14 protein-coding genes and 2 pseudogenes are annotated in these 16,740 nt (G+C 62.4%); 12 read left to right on the top strand and 4 right to left on the bottom strand.

The window, feature by feature from the left end; all coding sequences use genetic code 11:
• The first annotated feature begins 77 nt into the window (after window positions 1-77).
• From H1204_RS19270 to H1204_RS19295, 6 genes and pseudogenes are all read left to right on the top strand, one after another.
• A complete protein-coding gene (locus tag H1204_RS19270; protein ID WP_086917221.1) occupies window positions 78-983 on the top strand; it encodes a LysR family transcriptional regulator in 906 nt (301 codons plus the stop codon).
• A gap of 217 nt (window positions 984-1,200) precedes the next feature.
• Window positions 1,201-1,872 carry a hypothetical protein gene (locus H1204_RS19275; protein WP_180732287.1) on the top strand — a complete coding sequence of 224 codons (672 nt, stop codon included), beginning with the start codon at window positions 1,201-1,203 and terminating at the stop codon, window positions 1,870-1,872.
• Window positions 1,873-2,127: 255 nt separating this feature from the next.
• The gene (locus tag H1204_RS19280; RefSeq protein ID WP_180732288.1) at window positions 2,128-2,958 is read left to right on the top strand and encodes an arylamine N-acetyltransferase; all 831 of its coding nucleotides are present in this window, start codon (window positions 2,128-2,130) and stop codon (window positions 2,956-2,958) included.
• Window positions 2,959-2,968: 10 nt separating this feature from the next.
• Window positions 2,969-3,645: pseudogene (locus H1204_RS19285) on the top strand (isoprenylcysteine carboxylmethyltransferase family protein).
• A gap of 845 nt (window positions 3,646-4,490) precedes the next feature.
• Complete coding sequence (poxB, locus tag H1204_RS19290) at window positions 4,491-6,212, top strand: ubiquinone-dependent pyruvate dehydrogenase (protein ID WP_180732289.1); 1,722 nt, start codon at window positions 4,491-4,493, stop codon at window positions 6,210-6,212.
• Window positions 6,213-6,584: 372 nt separating this feature from the next.
• Window positions 6,585-6,842 carry a hypothetical protein gene (locus tag H1204_RS19295; RefSeq protein ID WP_180732290.1) on the top strand — a complete coding sequence of 86 codons (258 nt, stop codon included), beginning with the start codon at window positions 6,585-6,587 and terminating at the stop codon, window positions 6,840-6,842.
• Between the two features lie 86 nt (window positions 6,843-6,928).
• Here the strand turns inward: H1204_RS19295 and H1204_RS19300 are convergent, their stop codons facing one another.
• Together H1204_RS19300 and H1204_RS19305 are read right to left on the bottom strand one after the other, a co-directional pair.
• The gene (locus H1204_RS19300; protein WP_180732291.1) at window positions 6,929-7,723 is read right to left on the bottom strand and encodes an alpha/beta hydrolase; all 795 of its coding nucleotides are present in this window, start codon (window positions 7,721-7,723) and stop codon (window positions 6,929-6,931) included.
• Window positions 7,724-7,828: 105 nt separating this feature from the next.
• Complete coding sequence (locus H1204_RS19305; protein WP_180732292.1) at window positions 7,829-8,182, bottom strand: DUF4148 domain-containing protein; 354 nt, start codon at window positions 8,180-8,182, stop codon at window positions 7,829-7,831.
• 869 nt (window positions 8,183-9,051) lie between these two features.
• Between H1204_RS19305 and H1204_RS19310 the strand changes: the two genes are divergently transcribed.
• From H1204_RS19310 to hutC (H1204_RS19335), 6 genes and pseudogenes are all read left to right on the top strand, one after another.
• Window positions 9,052-9,894: a transporter substrate-binding domain-containing protein gene (locus tag H1204_RS19310; protein WP_180733228.1), complete on the top strand. Its 843-nt coding sequence runs from the start codon at window positions 9,052-9,054 to the stop codon at window positions 9,892-9,894.
• Between the two features lie 100 nt (window positions 9,895-9,994).
• Window positions 9,995-10,717: an ABC transporter permease subunit gene (locus tag H1204_RS19315; protein ID WP_007587161.1), complete on the top strand. Its 723-nt coding sequence runs from the start codon at window positions 9,995-9,997 to the stop codon at window positions 10,715-10,717.
• Window positions 10,718-10,732: 15 nt separating this feature from the next.
• Window positions 10,733-11,485, top strand: a complete 753-nt coding sequence (locus tag H1204_RS19320) for an ABC transporter permease subunit (protein WP_180732293.1) — start codon at window positions 10,733-10,735, stop codon at window positions 11,483-11,485.
• 22 nt (window positions 11,486-11,507) lie between these two features.
• Window positions 11,508-12,299, top strand: a complete 792-nt coding sequence (locus H1204_RS19325) for an ATP-binding cassette domain-containing protein (RefSeq protein WP_007587171.1) — start codon at window positions 11,508-11,510, stop codon at window positions 12,297-12,299.
• Between the two features lie 77 nt (window positions 12,300-12,376).
• On the top strand, window positions 12,377-13,984 hold the full coding sequence (gene hutH, locus H1204_RS19330) for a histidine ammonia-lyase (RefSeq protein WP_180732294.1): 1,608 nt from the start codon (window positions 12,377-12,379) through the stop codon (window positions 13,982-13,984).
• Window positions 13,985-14,016: 32 nt separating this feature from the next.
• Window positions 14,017-14,771, top strand: a pseudogene (gene hutC / locus H1204_RS19335) (histidine utilization repressor).
• Between the two features lie 242 nt (window positions 14,772-15,013).
• Here hutC (H1204_RS19335) and hutC (H1204_RS19340) read toward each other — a convergent pair.
• Window positions 15,014-15,760 carry a histidine utilization repressor gene (gene hutC, locus H1204_RS19340; RefSeq protein WP_035537041.1) on the bottom strand — a complete coding sequence of 249 codons (747 nt, stop codon included), beginning with the start codon at window positions 15,758-15,760 and terminating at the stop codon, window positions 15,014-15,016.
• 110 nt (window positions 15,761-15,870) lie between these two features.
• The gene (locus H1204_RS19345) at window positions 15,871-16,737 is read right to left on the bottom strand and encodes an amino acid ABC transporter ATP-binding protein (protein WP_274608232.1); all 867 of its coding nucleotides are present in this window, start codon (window positions 16,735-16,737) and stop codon (window positions 15,871-15,873) included.
• Window positions 16,738-16,740 lie beyond the last annotated feature (3 nt).

Genomic DNA, 16,740 nt, shown 5'->3' on the forward strand with positions numbered 1-16,740 from the left:
CGTCCGAGTATCGACGCGTTGCCTTATCGTGGCAAACGAATAAAATTGAGAAATTCCATAAGCCGGATTGATAAATCATGCACCCCGAGTTCGATGTCGATTTGCTGCGTACCTTCGTCGCCGTGGTCGAAGCGGGCAGCTTCACGAAGGCGGCTGTCACCGTGCATCGTTCGCAGGCGGCCGTCAGCATGCAGATCAAGCGGCTCGAGCGAATGCTCGGCACGACGCTTTTTGCTCGCGATACGCGCAACCTGTCGCTGACGCGGCCCGGCAATACGCTGCTCGAATATGCGCGGCGTGTGATCGATCTGCACGAGGAAGCATGGTCGGCCATCGTGCGGCCCGAGGTGACGGGGCGCGTGGTGCTCGGCGCGCCGGACGATTACGTGTCGTCGTTGCTGTCGCCCGTGTTGCGGCGCTTCTCGAACCTGTATCCGCATGTGGAGATCGAGATCGTCTGCGCGCAGAGCACCGCGCTCGCGCCGATGCTCGCGGACAACAAGATCGACCTCGCGTTCGTCACGCGCGACCGCAAATTGCGCGGCGAATTCGTGCGCAGCGAGCCGATGGTGTGGGTAGGTGCGTCCGAAGATACATCGGTGCTGAACGTGTCGCCGTTGCCAGTCGGGCTGTACGAGCCCGGCTGCGTCGCGCGTTCGAATACGCTCGCGGCGCTCGACCGGGCACGCATCCGTTATCGCGCCGCGTACAGCAGCGCGAGCCTGAGCGGCCTCGTGGCGACCGTGGACGCGGGGTTGTCCGTGATTGCTCTCGCGCGCTGCAGCGTTCCGTCGCGGCTCGCGATACTCGGCGCCGAGCAAGGTCTGCCCGCGATTGAACCGCTCGATATCGTCGTCGCGCGCAGCGCGAAATCGGATCGTCCTACTTGCGACTATTTCGCCGCGCAGATGATGCAGGACCTGTCGGTGCGCGGGTCGCCGCGCGAGACGCGGGAAGCGCGCGAAGCGCGAGCGAGGGCGTGACGCGTGGCGTGACTGCTGCGTTTAACCCCGATGCAGGCGACGGCCATCGTCACGCGCATTGACCGAGTGGTTGAAAGCGCGGGCCCGCGTTTTGCGGTGCATCATGACGTCTGACGAAAGCGCGAACGCGTGCCGTGCGCGGGTGTCGAACGGACATAAACGACGCATCAAGTCGAGACGAACGTCACACATCAGACACATGACAGGAGGGCCAGCCATGAAAACACGTACTCTCTGCGCCGCGCTATTCGCCACCGGCCTGTTCGTGAGCAGCGCGAGCTTCGCGCAATTGAACCTTCAGCAATTCGGCATTGGCGGCGGCAATTCGTCGGGCAATGCGGGGGCGGCCGCTTCGTCGGGCGGGATCGGGCAATTGCTGCAGACCTACGTCGGAGCGAACCAGCAGGTCTTGAGCGGCCAGTCGAGTCTCGCATCGGCGATGGGGCTGTCGGGCGCGGCGAGCCAGGCGCAGCAGGCATCCGGACTGTTGAGCGGCGGCACGCCATCGGTTAGCCAGTTGTCGCAGGTGGGCAGCACGCAGCAGTCGTTGTCGCAGACGCTCACACAGGCGTTCACGAGCCGCGCATCGGACCCGTCGACGCCCGTCGACAAGCAGGCGTTCACCAACGGCCTCGCATCGCTCGGCCAGGGTGTGAGCCAGTATTCGAGCCTGCAATCGAGCCTCGGCAGCGTCGGGCAGATGAATCCGTCGTCGTTGCTGCAAGCGGGCATGAATCCGCAGACTGCGCAGGCCGCGTCGTATATCGCGCAGTCCGCGCCGGGGCAGTTGCAGTCGCTCGCGTCGACGTTGAGCGCCGCTGTGCAGTTCGCGTCGAGCCATGGCATCAGCGTGCCGTCGATCGCGACCTCGGCGCTTAAAGGTTTCTGACGAGCGTGCATGGTGCTCAGGCGGCGCGTGATGCATTGCAGCGTCTTGTAATCCATCATGTGTCGCCGCGCGCGATGCGATGATCGGCGCGCATCCGTTCGACCGTTCGTAAATGGGCCTTCGCATATGAGGGCTTCGCGCACGGCGCGGGTCAATGACGGTACGCTGTCGCTGATCCCTGCAGCGCGCATACAAGCAGATAAGCATCGGCAACGAAGCATCGGCAACGCCACCCACGCTAACCAGGAGCACCGGATGTCCAGCACTCTCGATCTCGACCGCTATTTCAGGCGTATTGGCTATACGGGGCCGCAGGCCGCGACGCTCGACGTGTTGCGCGAGTTGCAACGCCTGCATCCGATGTCGATCCCGTTCGAAAACCTCGATCCGCTGACGGGCCGCCGCGTCGATCTGGATCTGCCTGCCGTCGTCGACAAGCTGATCGAGCGGCGGCGCGGCGGCTATTGTTTCGAGCAGAACCGTCTGTTCGCGCATGTGCTGATGCAACTCGGCTTCGACGTGACGCCGATGATCGCGCGCGTGCTGTGGGGCCGCGAGCCGGACGCGATCACACCGCGCACGCACATGCTGCTGCGCGTGACCGTCGACGATCAGCCGTGGATCGCCGACGTCGGCTTCGGCGCGGTCACGCTGACGTCGCCGTTGCGGCTGCAAACGGGCGTCGCGCAGCAGACCGCACACGAGCCATTCCGTCTCGCCGATGCGTCGCAAGGCGCGTTCGATCTCGAGGTGCTATCGGGCGAAACGTGGCTCAAGACGTATCGTTTCGATCTGCAGCGCGCGGAATGGATCGATTACGAGGTATCGAACTGGTACACGTCGACGCATCCCACGTCGTTCTTCACGACGAGTCTCGTCGTATGCCGCGTGACACCGGAAGGGCGGCTGACGCTGTACAACGACCGTCTTACCGCGCGTTCGATAGACGGCGAGGCGATCGAGCGCCGGATCGAAAGCGCGCACGAGCTCGAAATATGCCTGCGGGACACGTTCCTGATCGAGCTTGGCGATATCGATGTCGCGGAGATTTACCGGCGCGTGTCGACGGAAGGCGCGGCGTCATAGGTCGAGCGTGATGATCGCGCGGCTCATCGTTCAGACAGTGTTGTGGCTTGCGGGCATGGGCGCCGTGCTGTTCGGTGCGGCGGGCACGCTCGCGTGGCCGGGGCGTGGTGTTATCTGTTCGAAATGGGCGCGCTCGGGGTGTGGGTGGGCGTGTGGCTTGCGCACCACGATCCGGCGTTGCTTGCGGAGCGGCTTGGTTCTTTTATTCAACGCGGGCAGGGCGCGTGGGACAAGTTCTTCATGGTGTGCGTCGCCATTGCATGGTGCGGGTGGCTCGTGTTGATGGGATTCGATGCGCGGCGGTTTGACTGGTCGTCGATGCACCCATCGCTGCAGGTTGTGGGCGTGCTTGCTATTCTGGTTAGCATGGTTGCCATGCGGTCGGTTTTTCGCGCGAATAGCTATGCTGCGCCTGTTGTGAAGATCATGGCTGAGCGTGGGCATAAGGTTAGTGATAGCGGGCCGTATGCGTATGTAAGGCATCCGATGTATGCGTGGGCTATTTTGTTTCTTTTCGGCACGCCGTTGTTGCTGGGCTCTTTTTGGGGGCTTGCTTGTGTGCCGTTGCTGGTTGTTGGGCTGGGTTATCGCGCAGTGCTCGAGGAGCGCATGCTGTGCGCGCAACTCGCGGGCTATAAGGAATATGCTGCGCGGGTTCGGTATCGGTTTGTGCCGTATGTGTGGTGATTTTTTTTGTTTGTCTGTCTGCGACGCTGGGTGGTTTGCTTTGGCTTTGCGGTGGCATCCGGTTTGGTTTTTTGGGGTTTTTCGCTGGCGTCCGCGATTTGTTATCTAGCTTCACGCGTCGCCCCTGTGCGGGCGGCACCTACTTTTCTTTACCGCCGCAAAGAAAAGTAGGCAAAAGAAAGCGGCTCACACCGCCAATCCTTGTTCTTGCCTGAGGGCCCCCAACCGGTCTTATGCTTCACGCGGCGGCGCCTTTGTTTGCGTGCGTTGCCAACGCTTCGAATGAACGCCTCACCCGCTTCGAATACCCGTACTCGGGCAAGCGGCAGCGAATGGTATGTGCCGCCCAGGTGGCAAACTGTGTGTAGGTTGTCGCGTCGTATAGCTTGGCGCTCCTACAGGGTGGAACGCGTGCGCTATCGGTCCGGAGTGAGGCGTGCGAGGCACTACGGCCTACACACAGTTTGCCACCTGGGCGGCAGTGGACTATCTGGCACGGCGTGCCGCAACGCGGGTGCGTGAAGCGGGTGATGAGTATCGTAAGAGCGTTAGCAACGAACGCGAATCGAGAAGTTGCCGCGTGAAGCAAGGGACCCGTTGGGGGCCCTCAGGCAGAAAGAAGAATTGGCGGTGTTAGCCGCTTTCTTTTGCCTACTTTTCTTTGCGGCGGCAAAGAAAAGTAGGTGCCGCCCCGCACAGGGGCGACGCGTGAAGCACGAAGACACAACGCGGATGCCAGCGCAAAGGCATAAAAACCAAACGCATCGCGAACGCCAGCGAACAAACAGGCAAACCACCCAGCGTCGCAGACAAAAAACCCAAAAACCCCATTTCAAGGAACGCTCATGGCAAAGACCACAATCGCGGATTACCTTGCAAAAACCCTAGCCGCCGCAGGCGTAAAACGCATATGGGGCGTCACAGGCGACAGTCTGAACGGCCTGGCATTCAGCCTCGACCAGGTGGGCTCGATCCGCTGGATGCACACACGTCACGAAGAAGCAGCCGCCTTCGCAGCAGGCGCCGACGCCGCCGCAAGCGGCCAGCTTGCCATCTGCGCAGGCAGCTGCGGCCCAGGCAACCTGCACCTGATCAACGGCCTATACGACTGCCACCGCAACCAGCAACCCGTCCTCGCGATCGCCGCGCACATTCCATCGACGGAAATCGGCCTCGGCTACTTCCAGGAAACGCACCCCACTGAAATCTTCAAGGAGTGCAGCCACTTCGCCGAACTGATAGTGAACGCTTCACAATTCCCGCGCGTACTCGAACGCGCAATGCGCACCGCAATCGAGCAGCGCGGCGTCGCCGTGATCGTGCTGCCCGGCGATATCGCGTTGAGCGAAGGCCCGTCGCTGTCGCCCGTCTGGAATCCGACCGCGCCGTCCGCGATCCTGCCGCCCGACAGTGAACTCACCAAACTCGCGACAATGCTCAACGACTGCGAAGCGGTCACGATCATGTGCGGCAGCGGCGTCGCGGGCGCCCACGACGAAGTGGTCAAACTCGCCGACACGCTAGGCGCGCCGATCGTCCACGCGCTCCGTGGCAAGCAGTTCATCGAGTACGACAATCCGTTCGACGTCGGCATGACAGGGCTGATCGGCTTCAGCTCCGGCTATCACGCAATGATGTCGTGCGACGTGCTGCTACTGCTCGGCTGCGACTTTCCCTACCGGCCGTTCTATCCGCCCGACGCGAAGGTCGTGCAGATCGACTGGAAGGGCTCGCAGCTCGGCAAGCGCGCGCCGCTCGCGATGGGCCTCGTCGGCACCGTGAAAGAGACCGTCGCCTCGCTGCTGCCGAAGCTCAAGCGCAAAGACGACCGCACCTTCGTCGATATGGCCACCGCGCACTACGAAGAAGCACGCCGCGATCTCGACGAACTCGCCACGCCTTCCGACCCCGGCGCGCCGATCCATCCGCAGTATCTGACGCGCATGATCGACGAAGCCGCTGGCGACGACGCCATCTTTACGGCCGACGTCGGCACGCCCACGCTCTGGGCGGCGCGCTATCTGACGATGAACGGCAAGCGGCAGCTGCACGGCTCGTTCAATCATGGCTCGATGGCCAATGCGATGCCGCAGGCGCTCGGCGCGCAGGCGGCACATCCGGGGCGGCAGGTGGTGTCGCTATCGGGCGACGGCGGACTGTCGATGCTGCTCGGCGATCTGCTCACGGCGCGTCAGCTCGAGCTGCCCATCAAGGTCATCGTGTACAACAACAGCCTGCTGGGTTTCGTTTCGATGGAGCTGAAGGCGGGTGGCTATCTCGACACGAACGTCGATCTGAGCAAGACCGATTTTGCGCAAATCGCGAAAGGTGCGGGCATTTTTTCGCTCCGCGTCGAGGATTCCGAAGAACTGGAGGGCGCGCTGAAACAGGCATTCGCACACAAGGGCCCGGCGCTCGTCGATGTCGTTACGGACAAACACGAACTCGCCATGCCGCCGACCATCGAGCTGTCGCAGGCCAAGGGCTTCAGTCTTTACATGCTGCGCGCGATTCTCAACGGCCGCGGCGACGAGATCGTCGAACTGGTGAAAACCAACTTACGTTAGCCGTTACACAACGCCGGACGGCGCGCCTCGCCAGCCGATGCGCGCCGCATTGCAGTGCAGCGAGAGGCCATTGCAGTCTCGTCGCAAAGGTCTATAACAGAAACAGCAGTGCGGACCTTCTCTGCGCAGCCGATAGTCAAACGATCAGAAACCGGCGTTTTCGCGCCGCACTGCGCCGCCCGACAGACTCGGCGGCTTTGAGCCAATCAATCGCATATAGAACAAAGGCACGTTGCGGCGCGGGTGGCCGCTGCGCGCGATTTCACGCCTGCGGGCATCGGTCGAAACGATGCGGATGGCGCAGGCGTCGATGGGCGTCCGGCGAATCGTGATGCAGGGCGTGGCGATTCGCCTGCATGGAAGGAGTTCGACATGAAGATCCTGATGGCGTTACCCGTGGCGGGCGCATTGCTGATGGCCATCCCCGTCGCGACGATGGCCGAGGACATCGCGCAGAGCAGCGATGCATCGAAGGCCACGATGCAGAACAATGCGAATGCGTCGGCGCAAGCGACGACGGATATGTCGTATGGCGGCACGATGGATAGCCGCACTTCGTCGGGCAGAACGATGCCGTCTACGCGTAATTGCTCGACGGGTACGCAATGCAATGTCTATTTCGGCAACTGATTCGATGACCTGCACTACGCGCGCGGCGCGCCTTGTGGGCGCGCCGCTTCGCATTCAGCGTTCACGGCTGGCGTGAGCGTCGACGATTATTGCTGTGCGTGCTTCGCGGCATCCTCGATCACGGCCGCGACCTGCTGCGGACGCGATTCGTAGACCGAGTGGCTTGCGCCCGGAATCACTGTCGTGTGGCTATGCGCGCGCTGGTAGTACCAACGTTCCAGATCCGGATTGATGATTTCGTCGCTGCCCGCGACGATGCCCCAGCTCGGCTTGGTCGTCCAGGCTGCGGCCGTCAGCGGCTGCGAGAACACTTTCGCGGCCGTCAGCATCTGCGATTGCGCTTCGAATTGCGCCTGCTTCAGCGGCAGATCGCCAGCGAAGTCGTTCGGGAACACGGACGGATTCAGATACGTATAGCCGTCATCCGTTTTATCGATTGCGCCCGGCTGCTTCGACGTGTAGCTGGGCTTGCCCTTGCCGAGCGTCGCTTCGTCTTCGCCGACATTCGGCGCATGCGCAGCGACATACACGAGACCGACTACATGCGGATCGACGCCTGCTTCCGTGATGATCGAGCCGCCGTAGCTATGGCCGACGAGAATCGTCGGGCCGTTTTGCAGATCGAGGACACGCTTCGTTGCTGCGACGTCGTCGTCGAGCGAGGTCAGCGGTTCCTGCACGAGCGTGACGTGATAGCCGTCTTTGGTGAGGATGTCGTAGACGGGCTTCCAGCCCGAACCGTCCACCCAGGCGCCATGAACCAGAACGATATTCTTGACGGGCGCGTGCGCCAGTTGGGCGTCCTGCGCCATCGCGCCCGAAGAGGCGAGAAGACCGCTCGACAACGCAAGGGCCGCGGCTACGTGCAACGAACTTTTCACAAGAGACTCCGTAAATCAGGAACTGAAACAGGGGAAACAGACCAGAAAGGGATGCTGGCGCGACCCTGCGCCTGACAGTGGGGCGCAGGGTCAGGTGCGCGCCATTTAGCTGCCGAAGAAAATATTGCAGTAGCTGACGGGGCCGACACACGCGTTGCTGTTCGAAGCGGAACGCGAGGACTTGCCCGACGACGACGTACCCGTCATCGCGGCGCCGCCCACTGCGTTGTTCGTCAGATTGTGGTTGTCCTGCGCGGCGATCTTCGCTTCGGCAGCCTGGATGTCGGACGGATAGTTGATGTCCTCGCCGCGGCCCGGCTGATACCCAGCCTGTTCGACGCGAACGAGATCGGCACGAACCTCGGCGCGTGTAACGGGGCCATTCGATTGCGCGAAGCTCAGAGCGGGAGCGGCGAGTGCACCGGCTGCAACTGCGAGGCAAACAAAAATCTTCTTCATGATGTAACTCCTGAATGAGTGTGTTTAAACGTTCGGCTCATTCGTGCGTCGAAAATACTGTTTCGGCATCCTGAACGAATTGCGTTCAATTCGAACCGGTGAATGAGCTTGAAAACGTCGTTAAAGCTTCTGCATCAACTGCTGTCGTACGGCTGTCTGGTCGTGCTCTTCTGTCAATCCTGTTTCGATGTCGCTTGCTACATAAGGGCAAACACGGCGACTTCGACTTTCATTCCCGGCAAGCCAAACTTTTTGTTCTGGAGCGGATGGGCCTCGCTGGATCAGCCCTTGTAGTCCGGCTCCTGCGTCAGCCATCAGATCGGCCAGCGGTGTAGGCAATGTAGTGCGACGACGGTCTGCGCTCCAGCCGTACATACGAACGAGTCGAGACCTACTAACGTAGCGTCCCCTGACCGTCTGGATGGTGAAAACGCTGCCAGGTCATGCGCGTGTCTGACGCCATGCCGCTTCGCAGATGAGCGGATCAGGCCAAAGGTTCCTGTCCGCCATACCAATGTATGACTACGGCGCGGCTGCCCGGAAGTTGGCTTTCGCCGCTGCAAGGTTCCCCGCTGCAAGGCTTCGGCGTGCCAATCCGGTGCAGAGGCGGCACCGCAATCGTCAACCTGTCTAGTCAGCTGCACCAGCTTGGCGCGGCTAAAACGTCCTCTCATGCGGCCGGTCGAACCCGCGTGAATCCCTTTGAATAAGGGCTTACCCGAACAATTCAATAATTTTTCGGGATTTCAGTTGCGATCATTTTTGACCTCATGCAGACTTGTCTATACATGTCCGGCACGCGACAAGCGACGGGACCCGTTCAGACGAAAAGGAGATTCGACGTGAAGGTGAACAAGGCAAGCCGCACTATGTTGTCGAAAGTATTGATGGGCGCGGTCCTCGGCGCCGTGGCGCTCGCTGGCGCGCCCGCGCAGGCGAAGGAATGGAAGTCGGTGACGATCGCGCTGGAAGGCGGCTACGCGCCGTGGAATCTCACGTTGCCGGGCGGCAAGCTGGGCGGCTTCGAGCCGGAACTGGTCGCTAACCTGTGCGAGCGCATCAAGCTGCAGTGCAACCTGGTTGCACAAGACTGGGACGGCATGATTCCCGGCCTGCAGGCAGGCAAGTTCGACGTCTTGATGGACGCGATCTCGATCACGCCCGAGCGTGAAAAGATCATTGCGTTCTCGCGCCCCTACGCGGCCACGCCCGCCACGTTCGCCGTCTCCGATACGAAGGTCATCCCGAAGGCCACGCCGGGCGCACCCGTCGTCAAGCTGACGGGCGACCCGAAGACCGACAAGCCGACCGTCGACGCGCTGCGCAAGCAGTTGAAGGGCAAGACCATCGGCATCCAGTCGGGCACGGTCTACACTAAATTCATCAACGACGGCTTCAAGGACATCTCGACGATCCGCGTGTACAAGACCTCGCCGGAACGCGATCTCGATCTGGCGAACGGCCGCATCGACGCATCGTTCGACGACGTCACGTACTACGCCGCCAACTCGGACAAGAAAGAGTCCGCGCAAATCTCGATGGCGGGACCGAAGATCGGCGGCCCGATCTGGGGTCCGGGCGAAGGCCTCGCGTTCCGCAAGCAGGACGCCGACCTGAAGGCGAAGTTCGACACGGCCATTGCCGACGCGCTGAAGGACGGCACCGTGAAGAAGCTCTCCGACAAGTGGTTCAAGACTGACGTCACGCCTTGATCGATAGCCGTATGCGCGCGCCGCAGTGGCGCGCGCTTGCTCGAACGACCTGTTTCGGCGAAGCAGGTCAATCAACGAAAGCAGGGATGAGGAGTAAGCCATGGCTCTGATCGAGACGCTCGGCTTCGGGCAGGAAGGCTGGGGCGGCGTGCTGCTGCTCGCGGCACTGATGACCGTCGCGTTGACGCTCGCGGCGCTCGCAGTCGGCGCCGTGTTCGGCGCGATCATCGCGGCCGCGAAGCTGTCGCGTTTTCGCACGGCGCGCGTGCTGGGCGATCTGTATACGACGGTGTTTCGAGGCGTGCCCGAGCTGCTCGTCATCTATCTGTTCTATTTCGGCGGCTCGACGCTCGTGACCACGGTGGGCCAGTGGTTCGGCGCCGAAGGCTTCGTCGGCGTGCCGCCGTTCGTGATCGGCGCACTGGCCGTCGGCATGATCTCGGGCGCGTATCAGGCCGAGGTGTATCGCTCGGCGGTGCTCGCGGTGTCGAAGGGCGAGCTCGAAGCGGCGCGCTCGATCGGCATGCCGACCATGACCATGGCTCGCCGCATTCTGATTCCGCAGGTGCTGCGTTTCGCGCTGCCGGGTATCGGCAACGTATGGCAACTGAGCCTGAAAGACTCCGCGCTGATTTCGGTGACGGGTCTTGCCGAACTGCTGCGCGCAAGCCAGATCGCCGCCAGTTCGACGCACCAGTATTTCCTCTTTTTCGTCGTGGGCGGCGCGCTGTATCTGGTGATGACGGGTATCTCGAACCGCGTCTTCAACCGTGCCGAAGCACACGTGGGCAAATCCTTCCGGCGCAACTTCGCGCGTAACTGACGACGGAGCGCCAACATGTCTTTCGATTTCGACTTTCTGCTCGACACGCTGCGCCAGTTGCTCGGCGCCGTGCCGACCACGCTGGGTCTGTTCTTCGCATCGCTGGTTCTGGGCGGCTTGCTGTCGCTCGTGATCGTCACGATGCGCGTGTCGCCGCACTGGCTGCCGAACCGCTTTGCGCGTGCGTACATTCTGGTGTTTCGCGGCTCGCCGCTGCTGATCCAGATGTTTCTCGTCTACTACGGCCTCGGCCAGTTCGGCGTGATCCGCGAAAGCTTCATGTGGCCCGTGCTCCGCGAGCCGTATGTCTGCGCGGTGCTCTCGCTTGCACTGTGCACGGCGGGCTATACGGCGGAAATCATTCGCGGCGGTCTGATGGCCGTTCCTGTTGGACAGATCGAAGCGGGTTACTCGATCGGTCTGTCGGGCTTCTCGCTTCTGCGCCGCATCATCGGCCCGATCGCGTTGCGCCAGTGCCTGCCCGCGTATTCGACGGAGGCTGTGCTGCTCGTCAAGTCGACGGCACTCGCGAGTCTCGTCACCGTGTGGGAAGTGACGGGCGTCGCGCAGCAGATCATCCAGCAGACGTACCGCACCACGGAAGTGTTCATCTGCGCCGCGCTGATCTATCTGTTCCTGAACTTCGTTGTCGTGCGTCTGCTCGGTCTGCTCGAACGGCGTCTGTCGCGTCATCTGCGCGCAGCGCCTGTGAACGCCGCGCCGCGCGCGATTCCGCCCGCTACCGAAGCACGTCGTGCCGCACCCTGACGGCCCCATCCAGGAGAATCTCATGAACGCTACGGCACCCGTTGCACTGTCGGTCAAGAACATTCACAAGTCGTTTGGCGACCATCACGTTTTAAAGGGCATTTCGCTCGACGCGCATGAAGGCGACGTCATTTCGATTCTCGGCGCAAGCGGCTCGGGCAAGAGCACGTTCCTGCGCTGCCTGAATCTGCTCGAAACGCCGGACGACGGCAGCGTCGCGCTCGCGGGCGAAACGCTGAAGATGAAACGCCGCAAGGACGGCAAGCTGCAACCGGACGACCGCAAGCAGGTCGACCGCATCCGCTCGCAGCTCGGCATGGTGTTTCAGAACTTCAATCTGTGGTCGCACATGACCGTGCTCGACAACCTGATCGAAGGGCCGATGCGCGTGCAAAAGCGTAGCCGCGCAGAAGCTGTCGAAGAAGCGGAAGCATTGCTCGCGAAGGTCGGCCTTGCAGAAAAGCGGGGTCACTATCCGGCGCATCTGTCGGGCGGTCAGCAGCAGCGCGTCGCGATTGCGCGCGCGCTTGCGATGCACCCGAAAGTCATGCTGTTCGACGAGCCGACTTCCGCGCTCGATCCCGAACTGGTCGGCGAAGTGCTGCGCGTGATGCGCTCGCTCGCGGAAGAAGGCCGCACCATGTTGGTCGTCACGCACGAAATGGGCTTTGCGCGCCATGTGTCGAACCGCGTGATGTTCCTGCATCAAGGGCAGACGGAATGCGACGGCACGCCCGACGAAGTATTCGGCGACCTGAAGTCGGAGCGCTTCAAGCAATTCGTGTCGAGCCATCATTCGCGCACCGCGAACTGAGCGAGTTCGCTCTGCTTGAGAACCTGAGACTCGACAAACATTAGAAAAGCAGTACACGTACCGACAAAGGCAACATCATGGCAGTCATCCGATCCGACCGTCCTCTGAACTGGCGCGAACTGGCCGCGGTCGCGGCGGGCGAGCCGCTCGAACTCTCCGACGCGGCGCGCGCACGCATCGCGGCCGCGCGCGTGCTCGTCGAACAGATCGTCGAGCGCGGCATTCGCGCGTATGGCGTGAACACGGGCGTCGGCGCGCTGTGCGATGTGATCGTGTCGCCGTCGGAACAGCGCACGCTGTCGCGCAACATCCTGATGAGCCACGCGGTGGGCGTCGGCGCGCCGCTTGGCGTCGCGGAAACGCGCGCGATCATGGCTGCCGCGATCAACAACTTTGCGCACGGTCACTCGGGCATTCGTCTTGAGATAGCGGATCAGCTCGTCGCGTTGCTCGATGCAGGTTATATCCCCGAAGTGCCCGCGTTCGGCTCCGTCGGCTATCTGAGCCACATGGCGCATATCGCGCTGGTGTGCATCGGCGAAGGACACGTGCGCCACGGCAGCGAACGGATCAGCGGACGCGAGGCGCTCGCGCGACTCGGGCGCGAGCCGCTCGTGCTCGAAGCGAAGGAAGGCTTGAGCCTCATCAACGGCACGCCTTGCGTGACGGGGCTCGCAGCGCTGGCGCTGGCGCGCGCCGAACGCGTGCTCGACTGGACCGACGCGATCGCGGCGATGAGCTTCGAAAACCTGCGCGGACAACTCGCCGCATTCGATGCCGATTCGCTCGCGTTGCGTGTATCGCCGGGACTGAATCTCGTCGGTGAGCGGATGCGCAATGCGCTTGCCGAGAGCGGCATTCTCGCGTCGGTGGTGGGCCAGCGCACGCAGGACCCTCTTTCGATGCGCACGATTCCACACGTGCACGGCGCGGCGCGCGATGTGTTCGATGCGACCGTTGTGGTCGTGAACCGCGAACTCGCGTCGATCACCGACAATCCGATCGTTGCAGGTACGCCGGATGCGCCGCGAGTGTATTCGCAGGCGCATGCAGTGGGCGCGTCGATCGCACTGGCGATGGACAGTCTCGCGACGGCCATCGCGCAAGTCGCGGCGATGGCCGAGCGCCGTCTCGACCGGCTCGTGAATCCGCTCGTGAGCGGTTTGCCTGCGTTTCTCGCGGAGCCGGGCGGTACGTGCTCCGGCTTCATGATTGCGCAATACACGGCCGCTTCGCTGGTCGCGCAGAACCGGCGGCTGGCCGCGCCCGCGAGCCTGGATGGCGGCATCACATCGGGCTTGCAGGAAGACCATCTGTGTCACGCGACGCCCGCCGCGCTGAAGGCATTGGAGATCGTCGACAACACCGGCCGCATCATTGCAATCGAGTTGCTGGCGGCGGCACAGGCATACGACCTGCAACCCATCGACGCTTCGCGCGCGCCGCACACCGACGCATTGTGGCGCAGGGTACGTGCCGTCGTGCCGACGTATCGGGACGATCGTCCGCTGGCCGACGATATGGCCGTTGCGTTTCGCCTGATCGGCGAGGCAGCGCCGCCGTTGCCGCCCGCTTCGGGCAACCTGCCGTCGACGCCGGCACCCGGAGATCAAACGGGCTTTGCCGCACACGCCGCGAATGATCCGAAGGCTGCCGCGCAGCACGCGCCGCAATCCGCCGCATAAGAATGCGATCAACCCACGAGGTCGACGTGAACATGACGATAAACGGGCAACTGGAGACGGCAGAGGAACATTCCACGGGCACTCGCACGACGCAGGCCAAAGCGATGCCCGCGTACGAGCAGATCAAGCGTTACGTGATCGCGCGGATCGAAGAGGGCGTCTGGAAGCCGGGCGGATTGATTCCGTCGGAAGCGGAGTTGGTGAAGGAGTTTGGCGTCGCGCGCATGACGGTATCGCGCGCGCTGCGCGAGTTGACGACGGAGCGTGTGCTGACGCGCGTGCAGGGCTCGGGTACATATGTCGCACCGCAACGCTATGAATCGACGGTGCTCGAGATCCGTAATATTGCCGACGAGATCACCGCGCGCGGGCATCGCCATTCGGCGCGTGTGCTGACGCTCGAAGCGAGCGATGATCCGCTCGCGCTCGATGCGCTGGTGCTCGCGAATGGCCCGTGTTTCATTCACGCATCGTGCACAATGAAGAAAGCGAGCCGATTCAATATGAAGACCGTTATGTGAATCCGCGCGTGTTTCCGGATTACCTGAATCAGGACTTCACGGTCGAAACGCCGAATCACTACATGGTGCGTCTCGCGCCGATCCAGCGCGCCGAGTTTCGCATCTACGCGCAGAAGCCTACCGCGCATGTGCGCCGCCATCTGATGATGGAGATTGGCGAGCCTTGTCTGATGCTGTGGCGCAGGACTTGGGTTGGGGAGCAGGTCGCGACGTCGGTGCAGTTGTGGCATCCGGCATCGCGGTTTCATTTGGCGGGGAATGTGTAGGGTTTTTTGCTGCGCAGGCATTCGGTTTGGTTTTTTGGGGTTTTCGCTGGCATCAGCGATGTGATGTTTGATGTTCACGCGTCGCCCCTGTGCGGGGCGACGCATGAAGCAAGCTAGCGCATCGCGGATGCCAACTCCAACCCAAAACACCAACACCTGTTAGAGATTGACCAGCGATTCAACGCATAACGAGCGCAGAGAAGCCGAGAGGCAACCAAGGTAAGGCGCCCAGCTTGCGAAAACTAACCCTGCCTCTGCGACGTATCCGGCGCAAACCGGCATCCGAGCCTATATCGCGAACCCGGATGCACGAACCGCGCAAACGTCACCGCGACGCCACTCGTCCACGTGCGCCGCATCAGCGTAAGGCAAGGCTCTTCAGGCGCGATCTGCAGCAACTCAGCTTCGGCGCGGCTCGGCAAGCCCGCATCGACGACATGCTCGACGTCATGCGCCGGCACGACGCTAAACAGGTATTCGGAAGGACGCACGGCCGCAAAATCCTGCTCGATGAAATCCGGCGCGATGGCGGGATTCACGTAACGGTCTTCAAGTTGCACGGGCAAACCGTTCTCGCGATGCACGCAGATCACATGAAACACCGACGCGCCCAACGGCAGCCCCAACGCATTCGACACATTGACAGGCGCCACCTCGCGCTGCATGAGCACGGTCTGATAGCTGTATTCGTGGCCACGCGAGCGAATTTCGTCGCCGATATGCGCGATCATCAGCAGCGTCGATTGCGGCTTGGATTCGGCGACGAACGTGCCGACACCCGACACACGCGTCAACAAGCCTTCGTTCGTGAGTTCGCGCAATGCGCGGTTGACCGTCATCCTCGACACGCCGAGCGATTCGACGAGATCGAGTTCCGATGGAATGCGATCACCCGCGCGTCGCTCGCCGGATTCGATCGTGTTGCGGATGTATTGCTTGACTTGTTCGTAGCGCGCGGCAGGGGCGCCGTTCGGTGCATCGGGCGCCATCGCGTGGGCGTTCGGCCCGCGAGACTTGCGTGCTTTCGCAAGGGCTCGCGTGCGCAGCTTGTCGCGGATGGCGGGGGCGGGCATCGGCTTTTATCGGCTGAGGCGGGCGCTCATGCCGGGTCCGCGCTATCCGCGCCGCGCGACCAGAATGCGTTGCGGTCGAAGTAGTTTTGCAGGAACTGGCGCAGGCGCGGCTGATTCGCGTCGTGAAAGACCTCTTGCGGTTTGCCTTGCACGGCGATGCGCCCCTGGTCGATGAACACGACCTTGTCGGCAACCTGCGCCGCGAAGCCCATTTCATGCGTGACGACGGCCATCGTCATGCCGTCGCGCGCGAGCTGCTTCATCACCTGCAGCACTTCGCCGACGAGTTCCGGGTCGAGCGCGGAGGTGGGCTCATCGAACAGCATGATGTGCGGCTCCATCGCGAGCGCGCGTGCAATCGCGACGCGCTGTTGCTGACCGCCCGACAGCTTCGCCGGATACGCGTCGCCCTTGTGCGCGAGGCCGACCGTTTCGAGCATCGCATTGGCGCGCTTTCTCGCATCGTCGCGCGACAGGTTCCGCACGCGCAATAGCGCTTCCATCACGTTGCCGAGCGCCGTCATATGCGGCCACAAGTTGAACTGCTGGAACACCATGCCGACGTTGCGGCGCACGCGGTTGATCTCGCTCTGCGACGCGCGCACGCGCTTGCCGTTGCGTTCCGTATAGCCGAGCAACTCGCCTTCGATACGCACGTCGCCGTGATCGTAAGTCTCCAGCGCAGCGAGGCAGCGCAGCAGTGTGCTCTTGCCCGAGCCCGACGGCCCGATGATGCAGACCACTTCCGAGCGCTTGATATCGAGATCGACGCCGCGCAGCACTTCGACGTCGCCGAAGCGCTTGCGCAGATCGCGCACTTCGATCAGCGGCGCCTGGCCGGATTGCGTCATATCGAGCGTGGAAGAAGCGGGCATGTCGACGAGTGCATTCATGAT

Source organism: Paraburkholderia sp. PGU19 (assembly GCF_013426915.1).
GTDB lineage: Bacteria > Pseudomonadota > Gammaproteobacteria > Burkholderiales > Burkholderiaceae > Paraburkholderia.